The sequence below is a fragment of the Streptomyces sp. NPDC091272 genome, from assembly GCF_044757485.1.
Classification (GTDB): domain Bacteria; phylum Actinomycetota; class Actinomycetes; order Streptomycetales; family Streptomycetaceae; genus Streptomyces.
The window spans coordinates 34,182-47,277 of the sequence record NZ_JBIVVC010000005.1; the positions used below are offsets into that span (position 1 = coordinate 34,182).

The 13,096-nt window shown below is 73.3% G+C and carries 11 protein-coding genes and 1 pseudogene; 5 read left to right on the forward strand and 7 right to left on the reverse strand.

The features are described from left to right. Nucleotides 1-247 precede the first annotated feature (247 nt). Complete coding sequence (gene eda / locus ACIQM4_RS15780) at nucleotides 248-862, forward strand: bifunctional 4-hydroxy-2-oxoglutarate aldolase/2-dehydro-3-deoxy-phosphogluconate aldolase (protein ID WP_401591524.1); 615 nt, start codon at nucleotides 248-250, stop codon at nucleotides 860-862. Between the two features lie 64 nt (nucleotides 863-926). Here eda and ACIQM4_RS15785 read toward each other — a convergent pair whose 3' ends face one another. Genes ACIQM4_RS15785 through ACIQM4_RS15795 form a run of 3 tightly spaced genes read right to left on the reverse strand, consistent with a single transcriptional unit; the run spans nucleotide 927 to nucleotide 3,795 of the window. Continuing rightward, a complete protein-coding gene (locus ACIQM4_RS15785) occupies nucleotides 927-2,198 on the reverse strand; it encodes a bifunctional RNase H/acid phosphatase (RefSeq protein WP_401591526.1) in 1,272 nt (423 codons plus the stop codon). A gap of 5 nt (nucleotides 2,199-2,203) precedes the next feature. Beyond that, nucleotides 2,204-2,947: a zinc ribbon domain-containing protein gene (locus tag ACIQM4_RS15790; RefSeq protein ID WP_401592320.1), complete on the reverse strand. Its 744-nt coding sequence runs from the start codon at nucleotides 2,945-2,947 to the stop codon at nucleotides 2,204-2,206. Then, nucleotides 2,944-3,795: a Nif3-like dinuclear metal center hexameric protein gene (locus ACIQM4_RS15795; protein ID WP_401591528.1), complete on the reverse strand. Its 852-nt coding sequence runs from the start codon at nucleotides 3,793-3,795 to the stop codon at nucleotides 2,944-2,946. The genes ACIQM4_RS15790 and ACIQM4_RS15795 overlap by 4 nt, the downstream gene beginning before the upstream one ends. A 213-nt stretch (nucleotides 3,796-4,008) precedes the next feature. Between ACIQM4_RS15795 and ACIQM4_RS15800 the strand changes: the two are divergent. After that, nucleotides 4,009-5,292: pseudogene (locus ACIQM4_RS15800) on the forward strand (hypothetical protein); the annotation flags it as partial. Nucleotides 5,293-5,998: 706 nt separating this feature from the next. On the opposite strand, the gene ACIQM4_RS15805 reads toward ACIQM4_RS15800, so the two are convergent. The 3 genes from ACIQM4_RS15805 to ACIQM4_RS15815 are packed head-to-tail and all read right to left on the reverse strand — an operon-like array spanning nucleotide 5,999 to nucleotide 8,968. Next, nucleotides 5,999-6,943: a 3-oxoacyl-ACP reductase gene (locus ACIQM4_RS15805; protein WP_401591529.1), complete on the reverse strand. Its 945-nt coding sequence runs from the start codon at nucleotides 6,941-6,943 to the stop codon at nucleotides 5,999-6,001. Between the two features lie 51 nt (nucleotides 6,944-6,994). Next, nucleotides 6,995-8,071, reverse strand: a complete 1,077-nt coding sequence (locus ACIQM4_RS15810) for an alcohol dehydrogenase catalytic domain-containing protein (protein ID WP_401591531.1) — start codon at nucleotides 8,069-8,071, stop codon at nucleotides 6,995-6,997. 42 nt (nucleotides 8,072-8,113) lie between these two features. Beyond that, a complete protein-coding gene (locus tag ACIQM4_RS15815; protein WP_401591532.1) occupies nucleotides 8,114-8,968 on the reverse strand; it encodes a MaoC/PaaZ C-terminal domain-containing protein in 855 nt (284 codons plus the stop codon). A 343-nt stretch (nucleotides 8,969-9,311) separates the two neighbouring features. On the opposite strand from ACIQM4_RS15815, the gene ACIQM4_RS15820 reads away from it, so the two are divergent. From ACIQM4_RS15820 to ACIQM4_RS15830, 3 genes are read left to right on the forward strand one after another with little or no spacing between them, the layout of a single operon-like run. After that, a complete protein-coding gene (locus ACIQM4_RS15820; RefSeq protein WP_401591534.1) occupies nucleotides 9,312-10,283 on the forward strand; it encodes an ATP-binding cassette domain-containing protein in 972 nt (323 codons plus the stop codon). After that, nucleotides 10,283-11,011 carry an ABC transporter permease gene (locus ACIQM4_RS15825; protein WP_401591536.1) on the forward strand — a complete coding sequence of 243 codons (729 nt, stop codon included), beginning with the start codon at nucleotides 10,283-10,285 and terminating at the stop codon, nucleotides 11,009-11,011. The genes ACIQM4_RS15820 and ACIQM4_RS15825 overlap by 1 nt, the downstream gene beginning before the upstream one ends. Nucleotides 11,012-11,041: 30 nt before the next feature. Next, nucleotides 11,042-12,253 (forward strand): sensor histidine kinase, encoded by a 1,212-nt coding sequence (locus ACIQM4_RS15830; RefSeq protein ID WP_401591538.1) that lies wholly within the window; start codon nucleotides 11,042-11,044, stop codon nucleotides 12,251-12,253. A gap of 90 nt (nucleotides 12,254-12,343) precedes the next feature. Here the strand turns inward: ACIQM4_RS15830 and ACIQM4_RS15835 are convergent, their stop codons facing one another. Beyond that, nucleotides 12,344-12,940 (reverse strand): helix-turn-helix domain-containing protein, encoded by a 597-nt coding sequence (locus ACIQM4_RS15835; protein ID WP_401591540.1) that lies wholly within the window; start codon nucleotides 12,938-12,940, stop codon nucleotides 12,344-12,346. Nucleotides 12,941-13,096 lie beyond the last annotated feature (156 nt).

Sequence of the window (13,096 nt, forward strand, 5' to 3'; positions counted from 1 at the left end):
CGCGGCACGCTTCGGGTTGCGCCACGGCACGCCTGGGTTGCGCCGCGGCACGCCTGGGTTGCGCCGCGGCACGCCTGGGTTGCGTCGAGGCACGCCTGAGTTGCCTCGCGGCACGCCTGAGTTGCCTCGCGGCACGCCTGAGTTGCCTCGCGGCACGTCTGGGTTGCGCCACGGCACGCTTCGCGTCGAGTTGCACGGTGTGCAACGCGCGTTGCACACCACACACCTCACCCGGCAGGATGCGGGTATGGCCTCCGTACTCGACCTCGCCCCCGTCGTCCCCGTAGTCGTCCTCGACGACGCCGCCGACGCCGTACCCCTCGCCCGAGCCCTCGTCGCCGGCGGTCTTCCCGCCATCGAGGTCACCCTCCGCACGCCCGCCGCGCCGGCCGCCATCCGGGCGATCGCCGACGAGGTGCCGGACGCGGTGGTCGGCGCGGGGACCGTGATCTCCCCGGCCGGTGTCGCCGAGTCCGTGGCGGCGGGAGCGAAGTTCCTGGTCAGCCCCGGCTGGACGGACTCGCTCCTCGACGCGATGAAGGCCTCGGGGCTCCCCTTCCTGCCCGGCGTCTCCACCACCTCCGAGGTCGTCGCCCTGCTGGAGCGCGGCGTCACCGAGATGAAGTTCTTCCCGGCCGAGGCCGCGGGCGGCACCGCGTACCTCAAGTCGCTGTCCGCCCCGCTCCCCCAGGCCCGGTTCTGCCCGACCGGCGGGGTCTCCCTCGCGTCCGCGCCGTCCTACCTCGCCCTGCCCAACGTCGGCTGCGTGGGCGGGACCTGGATGCTCCCGGCCGACGCGCTCCGGGACAAGGACTGGGGCCGGGTCGAGGCGCTGGCCCGCGAGGCCGCCGCACTCCGCTGAGCGGGGCGGCCCCCAGGCACGACGAAGCCCCCGGCGGTGACCGCCGGGGGCCGTGCGCACGTGCTCAGCGCAGGTGCGAGGTGTCGTTCAGCAGCCGTACGGACGCGTTGCCGTCCGCGTAGTACGCGACGGCCGACAGCGAGGCCGCCGAGAGCTCCATCTTGAACAGGGCCTCCGGCGGGGCTCCCAGCGCCAGCCGTACCAGCGTCTTGACCGGCGTCACATGGGTGACCACCAGGACGGTACGGCCCGCGTACTTCTCGGCGAGCCTGTCCCGCGCCGCCGAGACCCGCCGCGCCACCGCCGCGAAGCTCTCGCCGCCGCCGGTTGGCCCGGCATCCGCGGACCCCAGCCAGACGTCCAGGTCCTCCGGGTACCGCTGCCTGACCTCGGCGAACGTCAGGCCCTCCCAGGCCCCGAAGTCCGTCTCGCGCAGATCCTCCTCGATCTGTACGGGCAGACCGAGGCGGGAGGCGACCGCTTCCGCCGTCTCGCGGCAGCGGGTGAGCGGGGAGCTGACGACCGCCTCGATCGTGCCGCGCGCGGCGAGCGAGCCGGCGACCGCGGCGGCCTGCTTGCGGCCGACCGCCGAGAGCTCGGGGTCGGAGCCGCCGCTGCCGGAGAACCGCTTCTCCGGGGTGAGCAGGGTCTCGCCGTGCCGGAGCAGTACGAGGGTGGCGGGGGCGCCCATGTCCGCGGCGGGCCCCCAGCCGACGGCCGGGGCGACAGCCTCCGTGGCCGCCTGCGCTCCCGCGGGCTCCTCGTCCAGCGCGAACAGACCCTCTTCTGCGGGGGCGCTCCGCGCACCGGCGAGCGCGGCCCGTGCCTTCGCCGCACCGGCCGTCGCGTCACCGACCACCCGGGGCGGTTCGGCGACCGCGGCCCTGAGGGCGGCCGTCGAGCCCGAGGGCTCCCACTGCTTGCCCTTCTTGCCCGCGTCCATGGCCTCGTTGGCGAGCCGGTCCGCGTGCTTGTTCTTCTCGCGCGGGATCCACTCGTACCGCACCTGGGCGCGCGGCAGGACCGTCGCGGCCTCGGCGGCCAGCGGCTTCATGTCCGGGTGCTTGATCTTCCAGCGTCCCGACATCTGCTCGACGACGAGCTTGGAGTCCATCCGCACGTGCACCCGGGCGTCGGGGAACAGGTCGCGGGCGGCCTTGAGCCCGGCGATCAGGCCCTTGTACTCGGCGACGTTGTTCGTGGCGACGCCGATGTACTCGGCGGCCTCGGCGAGGGTTTCGCCCGTCTCAGGGTCGAGGACGACGGCGCCGTAACCGGCGGGGCCCGGGTTGCCCCGGGAACCGCCGTCGGCCTCGACCACCACGGTGCGGCCCACCGCTGCTACAGCCCCGAGTCGGAGGTGCGGACCAGGATGCGGCGGCAGTTCTCGCAGCGCAGCACCGCGTCGGGGGCCGCGGCGCGGACCTCCATGACCTCGGTGATGTTCAGCTCCAGCCGGCAGCCCTCGCAGCGGCGCTGGTGCAGGCGGGCGGCGCCCACCCCGCCCGACTGCGCGCGCAGCTTCTCGTACAGCTTGACCAGGTCGGCGGGGACGGAGGCGACGACGACCTCGCGCTCCTTGGTGAGCCTGGCGCTCTCCTCTTCGAGCTCGGCGGTGGCGGCGTCGCGGCGCGCGGTGGCGGCGTCGACCTTGCCCTGCACGGCGCCGACCCGCTCGGTGAGCTCGGCGGCGCGCTCCTGGGCGGACTCGCGGCGCTCCATGACCTCAAGGACGACGTCCTCCAGGTCGCCCTGGCGCCTGGCCAGCGAGACGATCTCCTTCTGGATGTTCTCCAGGTCCTTCGGCGAGGAGACCGCGCCGGAGTCGAGGCGCTGCTGGTCGCGTACGGCGCGCTGGCGGACCTGGTCGACGTCCTGCTCGGCCTTGGTCTGCTCGCGGGCGGTGTCGCTCTCCTCGGTCGTCGCGGCGACGAGCAGGTCGCGCAGCTGGGTGAGGTCCTTGGTGAGCGACTCGATCTCGGCGTGCTCGGGCAGCGACCGCTGCTTGTGGGCGAGCTGGGACAGCCGGACGTCGAGGGCCTGGACGTCGAGAAGGCGGATCTGGTCGGCGGGCGCGGCGTTCAGTTGGGGGCTCCAGGAGAAGAGAAGGGGGAGGAGAAGTGGGATGTCCAGGGGTCGGTCACCGTCGACGAGACGTGGACCCGCAGGTTCCACCCCTCGCGGTCGGAGACCGCTTCGAGCTGTCCCGCGGCCTGCTCGCACCACGGCCACTCGGTGGCCCAGTGCGCGGCGTCGACCAGTGCGAGCGGTGATGTCTCGCGCGCCTCGGAGACCGGGTGGTGGCGCAGGTCCGCGGTCAGGAACGCGTCCGCCCCGGCCGCCCTGACCGCCTCGAAGAGGCTGTCCCCCGATCCGCCGCTGACGGCGACGGTACGCACGACGGCGTCCGGGTCGCCCGCGAAACGGATGCCCTGCGCGGTGGCGGGCAGCCGCTCGGCGGCCCGCGCGGCAAACTCGCGCACGGTCTCCGGGTGGTCGAGCTCACAGATCCTGCCGAGCCCCCGCCGCCCGTGCGGATCATCCGGATCCGGCACGAGGGGGCGTACGACGCGGAGCCCGAGCGCCGCGGCGAGGGCGTCGGAGACCCCGGGGTCCGCGGTGTCGGAGTTGGTGTGCGCGACGTGCAGGGCCACGTCGTTCCTGATCAGCGTGTGGACGACCCGGCCCTTGAAGTGGCCTGCCGCGACCGTCGTCGTCCCCCGCAGATAGAGCGGGTGGTGGGTGACGATCAGGTCGGCGCCGAGCCGCACGGCCTCGTCGGCGATCTCCTGAACGGGGTCGACGGCGAACAGCACACGGGTCACCTCGGCGTCCGGGTCGCCGCAGACCGTACCGACGGCGTCCCAGCTCTCGGCCCGTTCGGGGGGCCAGAGTGCGTCGAGCGCGGCGATGACTTCAGACAGACGGGGCACGGGGGCAAGGCTACCTGCCGTCCGTCCCCCTTCGGCCTGCGCTGCCGGACGGGCACTCTACCCGCCTGCCGCGGGGCGGAACCCGTTCAGCACACCTGTCCCCCCGGTACCGGTCGAACGACCGGACGGCCACCCTTATGTGTGAAGTGACGTGACTCGTGTTGTCCGGCGGGAAAGGCGAAAACTAGCGTCTCGGGCGGAGGTGACCAGACGATGACAGCCTGTGCCATCGAGACTGCCCCGGAGGGCGGCGCGGTGCGGCGACGCGGATTCACGATCGCCGCGGACGGTTCGTACGCGGCGCGGCTGGCGGGGTCCGGCGAGACGTGGTTCCCGGAGCGCTGGACGCTGGACGGGCCGGAGCCCTACGCGGTGCCGCTCCCGGCCGGCCAGCCTGAGGAGCCGGGCACCGAGGTGCTGCCGCTGAGCGACGGCCGGGTACTGATCCACCGGGAGGCGGCGGGCCGCCATCTCTTCTCGCTGCTCTACCCCACCGGCCCCTCGACCGGCGAACTCCCGCTGGGCGCGGTCGAGTTCGGCGAGGGGCCGCTCACCCTGCTGCCGCCCGCCCCCGGCGGCACGGCCGCGTACGCGCTCGCGGTCGGGCCGCGGTCGACGGCGGTGTGGCTGGTCGCGGGCGGGGCGTTCGGTCCGGAGCACGTGGCGCAGCTGCAGGGCCGGTGCTCCGGCGGGGTGTGGCTGGACCGTGAGGGGCGGATGCTGGCACTGGACCGGGAGGCCGGGGACGGTGGCGTGGTCAAGTCCGTCGCCGTCGACCTGGAGCGGGGCGGTGAGGTGACCCCGCTGCTGCAGATCGCCGAGCGGAGCAACGACCGGCTGCTCCTCGCCGACCCGGACAGCGGGCTGATCGTGATCCGCTCGGACGCGCCGGGCGAGGACCGGCTGGGCTGGGGGGTGCTGGGCAGTACCCGCCCGGTCCGCTTCCCGGACTGCCTGCGGGTCGAGGACTGCACGCTCACGCCGTTCGCGGCGCAGCCGGGCCAGGTGCTGATGCCGGAGGGCTGCGCGGTGGCGGTACGGATCGACCGGACGACGCCTGCGGCGGACCCGGCCCTTGCCCCTGCCCCGGCCTCTGCCTCTGCCCCGGTCCCGGCCCCGAGGAGCTGGTTCGGCATGTGGCGCCCGTCCGGCCGCCGCTTGCACCAGCTGGCGGCTCCGGCGGGCTGGCTGCCGGGCGCGGGCCTGTGGACCCGCGAGGGCGTCCTGAGGCTGCCGTTCGCGACCGACGCGGTGCCGTGCGGGGTGGCGGAGGTGTGCGCACCGCTCACGGAGGACGACCCGGCCACCCCCGGCGGCCGACCGGGAACGACACCACCTGCGGAGCCTTCGCAGCACCCGGAGCCGACGGGGCCCGCGCAGTCGTCGGCGCTCGCGCAGCCGTCGGGGTCCGCGCAGCCGTCGGTGCCTGCGGCGGGAGACCTCTCGGCCGGTGCCTGGCGCCCCGTACCTCTGCAGAAGTCGCCGTTGACGGGGAAGCGCCGGCGCCCGGGGACGCGTGCCGGGGCTGCGGCGGAAGTACCGGTGGCGGAGGTGCCGGCGGAGGCGCAGCCGCCTGCGCAGTCGGTACCGGCGGCCCCTGGAAAGCCGGGGACGCCCCCCGTACACCCGGCCCGCCGGATCGTCCCGGTGCTGGTGCGGGTGACGGATCCGACCCTGCTGCGGGGGCCGGCATCCCCGCTGAACAGGCCGGGACCCGGCAGTTAGACTCGCGGGCCCGAGGCGGCAGAACCGCCCCGGCGTACCTATGCAAGCGATGTTGACGGGGTGACTTCCCACATGTCCGAAGCCCGAACCGACACGACCCAGGAACGGCCGCAGACCACGGCCTCGGCCCAGGGCGCGGCCGGTGGCCCAGGAAAGCACAGGGGCGGTGCGGCCCAGTCCGACGAACCGACGATCCCTGCCCAGGGACGCCACAGAAGGTCAGCTACCGCGCACCACGGGGGATAACGGCCTTCCGGACGGGCTGAGAGGTGCCGCTGCGCGGCATGTCTCAGCCCGTCCGGCATGTGCGGAACGTCTCGCGCCCCGCAGGTCCGGCAGGTGCGGAACGTCTCGCGTCCCGCAGGTCCGGCAGGTGCGGAACGTCTCGCGTCTCGCAGGTCCGGCAGGTCCGGAACGTCTCGCCGCCCCGGTGGTACGGGGCAGCTCACGCGCCGCGGCCCCCCTCGCGCCGCCCCCCTCAGCCCCGTTTGAGCCCCAGCACCTCCGCCGCCCCGAAGCTCTCGTCCGTCGGCCGGTTCTCGAAGTATCCCGAGAGCGCCTCGTCGAGTTCCTCGTACGAGAACACGTCCTTCGCGGTGTCGAACTTCGCCGCCACACGGGGCCGCTCCATCACCGCCACCATGCCTCCGTGCACCACCAGCAGCTGTCCGTTGACCCGGGCCGCCGCCGGGGACGCGAGGTAGCCGACCAGGGGTGAGACGTGCTCAGGAGCCAGCGCGTCCCTCTCGCCCTCTCCCGACGGCTCCGCGAACCCGGCGAAGACGTCCTCGGTCATCCTCGTCCTCGCCCGCGGGCAGATCGCGTTCGCCGTCACGCCGTACTTCGCCAGTGCCATCGCCGTCGAGGTCGTCAGTCCGACGATGCCGCCCTTGGCCGCCGCGTAGTTGGGCTGGCCCGCCGACCCCGCCAGGAAAGCCTCGGACGAGGTGTTCACCACCCGCCCGTACACGGGGCCGCCCGCCGCCTTGGACCGGGCGCGCCAGTGCGCGGCCGCGAAGTGCGTGGTGTTGAAGTGGCCCTTCAGGTGCACCCGGATGACGGTGTCCCACTCCTCCTCGCTCATCGAGAAGATCATCCGGTCCCGCAGGATGCCCGCGTTGTTGACCAGCACATCCAGCTTGCCGAACTCCGAGATCGCCAACTCGACGAGTTCCCGGGCCTGTTCGTGGTCAGCGACGTCGCCCCGGTGTGCGACGGCTGCGCCGCCCGCCGCCCGGATCTCCACCGCGACCTCCTCGGCGGGCCCCGCGGAGGCCGCGCCCGAGCCGTCGCGCCCCGGCTGGCCGAAGTCGTTGACGACGACACCCGCGCCGAGACGGGCGAGTTCGAGCGCCTCGGCCCGGCCGAGGCCGCGCCCCGCACCTGTGACGATCGCGGACAGGCCTTCGAGCGGCAGCGTCATGGGGCAACTCCCTGCTGGAGTGGATCGGTTCGGACCGGACACCTCGGTGGTTCAGAGCGCGATGGAGGTACGGAGCGCCACGCCCGTGCGCATCTGCTCCAACGCGTCGTTTATCTCCGCAAGTTGGACCCGGTGCGTGATCATGCTCTCCAGGTCGATGCGGCCGGCCCGCCACAGCGCGACGGCCCGCTCGTACGAGCGCAGCACGTCTCCGCCGCCGTACATCGAAGGCAGGATCCGCTTCTCGTCGAAGAACAGCTCGAACATGTTGACCTGGAAGAAGTCGTCCATCGCGCCCGCTCCGACGACGCACAGGGTGCCGCCGCGCCGGGTCGTCTCGTACGCGGTGCGGGCCGTGGCGGACTTTCCCACCACCTCGAAGACGTAGTCGAAGCCCTCGCCCGCGGTGATCCGCTGCTTGGCGTCGGCGAGCGCGTCGGGTGACACGGCCTCGGTCGCGCCGAAGCGCAGCGCCGCCTCCCGGCGCGAGGCGACCGGGTCGACGGCGACGATCTGCGCCGCACCCTGCACCCGCGCGCCCTGGATCGCGGAGATCCCGACACCTCCGCAGCCGATGACGACGACCGACGAACCGGCTTCCACCTGTGCGGTGTTGATGGCCGCGCCGAGTCCCGTCGTCACCCCGCAGCCGATCAGCGCGGCGATCTCGAACGGCACGTCGTCCGGGATCGGCACCGCGCAACCGGCCTCCACCACGACCTCCTCGGTGAAGGTCCCGGTCCCGGCGAAGCCGAAGACATCACCGCCCGGCCGCTTGAAGTTGGGGGTCCCCGCGTTCATGAAGCCGGCCAGACAGAGGTGGGTCTGGCCGCGCCTGCAGGACGCGCAGGCACCGCACGCGGGCAGCCAGCAGACCAGTACCCGGTCGCCGGCGGAGAGCCCGGCGACCCCGTCCCCCACGTCCACGATCTCGCCCGCGCCCTCGTGGCCGGGGATGAAGGGGGCGGGCTGCGGCAGTACGCCGTTCATCGCGGAGACGTCGGAGTGGCACAGCCCGGTGGCCCGGACCCGGATCTTCACCTTGCCGGGGCCGAAGCCCACGGTCTCGACGTCGTCGAGTACCTCAAGCTTTTCCTGACCCGTCTCGTGCAGTACGGCTGCGCGCATGACATGACTCCCCTCGTGGATGTGCTCATGGGTGTGCGACGGTCACGAGTGCGTGACGACGGTGTCGGCGAGCACGGGTGCGTCGTCCCGCTCGGCCGCCGTCACCGTCACCTGGGTCCGGCCCTCCCCCGTCCACATGCGGATACGCAGCGTCTCGCCCGGGAAGACGACCCCCGCGAAGCGCGTGCCGTACGAGGTGACCCGGGTGACGTCCCCGCCGAGCACCGTGTCCACGACCGCCTTGAGCGCCATGCCGTACGAGCACAGCCCGTGCAGGATCGGCCGCTCGAAGCCAGCGAGCTTCGCGAACCCGGGGTCGGCGTGCAGCGGGTTCCAGTCCCCGGAGAGCCGGTAGAGGAGGGCCTGCTCCTCCTTGATCGGGCGCACTACGGTGAACTGCGGTGCGGTGGAGGGCACTTCGAGGCGCTCCGAGGGTCCGCGGTCGCCGCCGAACCCGCCCTCGCCGCGCACGAAGATGGAGGAGTCGCTCGTCCACAGCGGCCCGTCGGCGTCGAAGGCCTCCGAGCGCAGGACGATGACGGCGGCCTTGCCCTTGTCGTACACGGCCTGGACCCGGGAGGTCTGGGTGGCCTCGCCGTCCACCGGGATCGGCCGGTGGACACGCACGCTCTGCCCGCCGTGCAGCACGGCGGCGAGATCGACCTCCACACCGGGGGCCGAGAGCCCGCCCGCCATCGCCAGCCCCGCGCCCGCGACGGTGGCGAAGCTCGGCAGGACGTGCAGCCGGCTCTCCAGGGTGTAGCGCAGTTCGTCCGGGTCGGTGGCCGGTACGCCCGCCCCGAGCCCCAGGTGGTAGAGCTGGACGTCCTTGTGCCCCCAGGAGATCGGGGTGGTCCGGGGTTCGGCGGCGAGTGCCTTGGCAACGTCAATCGGCATGGCGGCTGGGCTCCTTGTGGCTTGCTGAGACCCCGGCGCGGCCGTCCGCACCGTCGGACACGCCGGGGCCGTACCGGATCGGCCCGGCCCGCGCCCCGGTGCGTACTTCTGGAACGTACGCACTTCTAGAACGCGTTCTAGCCCGATGGCCCCCATGTATAACGCACCCCGGAGTGCTTGGGAAGACGCATGACGGATCGTCAGATGCGGTGCCCGGCAAGGCGGAACGGCTCCTGCCGCGCGGCGCCCCCCGCGGGCCGGCCCCGGGCCGTGACATTTGTCCTGCCCGGCCGCGTACAAGCGGCTCTACGCCCCGGCCGCCCTGCTCCGTAGCGTTTTCGACATGAGGAAGACACCCGGAGACCAGCCCGCCCACCCCGCCGTCCGTCTCACCGCGGTCACCAAGTCCTACGGCCCCGTCCGCGCCGTCGACGGCGTCGACTTCACGCTCGCACCGGGCAGCACCGTCGCCCTCCTCGGCCGCAACGGCGCGGGCAAGTCCACCACCATCGGGCTGCTGCTCGGCCTGGACGAGCCCGACTCCGGCACGGTGAGCGTCTTCGGCGGCGCCCCCGCCCAGGCCGTCCGGGCCGGGCGGATCGGCGCGATGCTCCAGGACGGGCGGCCGATCCCCCGGGTCACGGTCCGCGAGCTGGTCACCTTCGTCGCCAGGACCTACCCCCGCCCGCTGCCCGTGGACGAGGCGCTGGACCTCGCCGGGATCGCGGAGTTCAAGAACCGCCGCGCTGACCGGCTGTCCGGCGGGCAGATCCAGCGGGTCAGGTTCGCGGTCGCCCTGGTCGGGGCCCCGGAGCTGATCGTGCTCGACGAGCCGACCGCGGCCCTGGACGTCGAGGCCCGCCGCGCCCTGTGGGACTCGATGCGCAGGTACGCGGACCGCGGCAACACCGTCCTGTTCTCCACCCACTACCTCACCGAGGCCGACGAGAACGCGGACCGGATCCTGGTCGTCGACCGCGGCCGGATCGTCGCCGACGGCAGCAGCGAGGCGCTGAAGCGGCGCGCCGGCGGCAACCTGGTCTCCTTCGACCTGGCGGGCCGCCCCACCGAAGGACTGTCCCGCCTCCCGGGCGTGCGCGAGGTCGAGATCCGCGGCGACCGGGCCAAGCTGCGCACCGACGACTCGGACGCCACCGTCGTCGCCCTGGCCGCGATGGACGCCGTCCGCGGGCTCGCCGTCACCCAGAGCACCCTCGAAGACGCCTTCCTCCGGCTCACCGACCCCACCGGCAACACCACCACCGGTACCGGCCCCTCCACCGCCGGCGCCGCCCTCGTCAAGGAGACCGTGTGATGGCCCTCGTACTCGACTACGTCGCCCTGGAGTCCCGCCGCACCCTGCGCGACACGGGGTTCGTGATCTTCGGCGTCGGGATGCCGGTGCTCATGTACCTGCTGTTCACGAACATCGGCGGCGGCGCCGAGCCGGAGTGGAAGATCGCCTCCATGGTCGGCATGGCGGCGTACGGCGCGCTCGGCGCCGCGCTCTCCGCCGGCACCGGCGTCGCGGAGGACAAGGCGCTCGGCTGGCTGCGGCAGCTGCGGATCACACCGATGACACCGGCCCAGGTGGTGGTGGGCCGGGCGCTGACCGCTTCCGTGGTCGTCCTGCCCGTGGTCCTCACGGTGCTCGCGGTCGGCGGGCTGGTCAACGGGGTCCGGCTGGCGGCATGGCAGTGGGCGCTGCTCGCGGCCCTGCTGTGGCTCGGCTCGCTGCCCTTCACCCTCCTCGGCATCGGCAACGGCTACCGGCTGTCCGCGCAGAGCACCGGCGTGGTCAACGTGGGCTGCAACCTGGGGCTGTCGATCCTCGGCGGTCTGTGGTTCCCCGCCCAGTTCTTCCCCGGCTGGCTCCAGGGCATCTCCAGGTACACCCCGACCCGGGCGATCTCCCAGTTCGGCACGGACGTCGGCCGGGGCGGGGCGCCGGGGCTGTTCTCCGTCGCCGTGCTGACCGGATGGCTGCTGGTCTTCGGCTCGTACGCTGTCGTGTCGTACCGCAAGGCCGCACGGACCGTGTGACGAGGCCGGGTGCACAGGAAGGCGAAGGCGATGTTCCGGACGGACAAGAGCTGGAAGGCCGAGTGGCCGGCCACGCGCGCGCAGTGGCGGGCCGGCAAGAAGGGCCGCGGGCCCGGCCCCGGACAGCTGGGCCCGCCCAACGGATTCGCCATGCTGCCCTGGCTGCTGATGGGCATGGGCGCCTTCTCGCACCTGATCCAGGGCAGGACCGCGAACCCCTGGGTGGGCGGTGTCAGCCTCTTCGTCTTCAACTCCCTCTACATCTATGTGGTGTTCCGGGCCTCCGACAAGCGCGCCCGGGAGTCCAGGAGCACCACGCTGGCACTGGTCGGGCTCGGGCTGGTCACCGCCTTCATGTCGGTGATGTACGGCGGCCCGTGGCTGCTCTTCTGGATGCTGCTCGGGCTGGCCGCCGGCTCCGTCCTGCGCGGCAGGCACGTCGGCAGGGCGATGCTCGCGCTGGCCGTCACGGCCGGGCTGGTCGCGGGGTTCAAGGACGGCTGGGGCGCGATCAACGTCGCGTACGGCACGCTGATCTCCGGCCTGGTGACCTCCGCGATCCTCACCCTGGCCGAAACGGTCAAGGAACTGGGCGAGACCCGGCAGGAGTTGGCGCGTACCGCGGTCGACCAGGAGCGCCTGCGCTTCTCCCGCGACCTGCACGACCTGCTGGGGCACACGCTGTCCGTGATCGTCGTGAAGTCCGAGGCGGCCAGGCGGCTGGCGCCCCGCGACCTGACGGCCGCGCTCGTCCAGGTCCACGACATCGAGTCGGTCGGCCGCCAGGCGCTGGTCGAGATCCGCGAGGCGGTCACCGGTTACCGCGAGGGCAGCCACAACACCGAGCTGGACGGGGCCCGTTCGGCGCTCTCGGCAGCCGGGATCGAGCCCGTCGTACGCCAGTGGGGCCCGCCGCTGGAACCGTGGGCCGAAGCGCTGCTCGGCTGGGTGATCAGGGAGTCCGTCACCAATGTCGTGCGGCACAGCAGTGGCGCGACCCGCTGCACGATCACCCTGGAGGCCGCCGCGGAACGGGTCCGCCTGACGGTCGCCGACGACGGGCGGGGCGCCGGGCCCGCGGCGGCCGACGACGCCGTTCGCACCGGCACGGGCCTCAGCGGCCTCGGCGAGCGCCTCACGGCTGCGGGCGGCTCCCTGACCTCGGGGCCGGGGGCGCACGGCGGGTTCGTCGTCACGGCCCGCCTGCCGGTCCCGGCCGGGGCGACGGCGGCCCCCGCCTGACCGTTCCTGCCGGTCCCGGCCGGGACGACGGCAGCACCCGCCTGACCGTTCCTGCCGGTCCCGGCCGGGACGACGGCGGCCCCCGCCTGATCACTCCTGCCGGGTGCGCGACCGGGGCCTCGCCCGTACGTGCATCCGCTCGCCCTGCCGGCCGAACAGGCTCAGCACCTCCACCGGCGCCTCCCCCGTACTGCCGAACCAGTGCGGCAGCCGGGTGTCGAACTCGGCGGCCTCCCCCGCCCCGAGCACCATGTCCCGGTCCCCCAGCACCAGCCGCAGCCGCCCGGTCAGGACGTACAGCCACTCGTACCCCTCGTGGGTGCGGCCCTCCGGCCGGCAACGCGTCACCGGCAGGATCATCTTGTACGCCTGGATCGGGCCGGTCCCGTTGGTCAGCGGCAGCACGGTCGAGCCGTACACCTCGCGCGCCTTGATCCTCACCCGTGGATCGCCGACCTCGGGGGCGCCGACGAGGTCGTCCAGCGGCACCTGATGGGCCTGCGAGATGGGCAGCAGCAGCTCAAGGCTCGGCCTGCGCTGTCCGGACTCCAGCCGGGAGAGCGTGCTGGTGGAGATGCCGGTGGCCTCGGACAGGGCCGCCAGGGTGATTCCCCGGGCGACGCGCATCCGCTGGAGGCGGGGGCCGACGTCGGCGAGTGCCCGGCTGACCGCGGGTGTGTGCTCCATGTCCGCCATTGCACAGGCCCGTCCCCGTGATGGCAACGTGTGTTGCCGATCCTGGGAAACGACCGGCCGGCGCGGAAAGGTTCGTCCGCCCGGCGCGGGAGAGTTCCGGGAACCTCCCGGCCGGCCGGGACCGTCCTACTCTGTGCAGGTGACCGA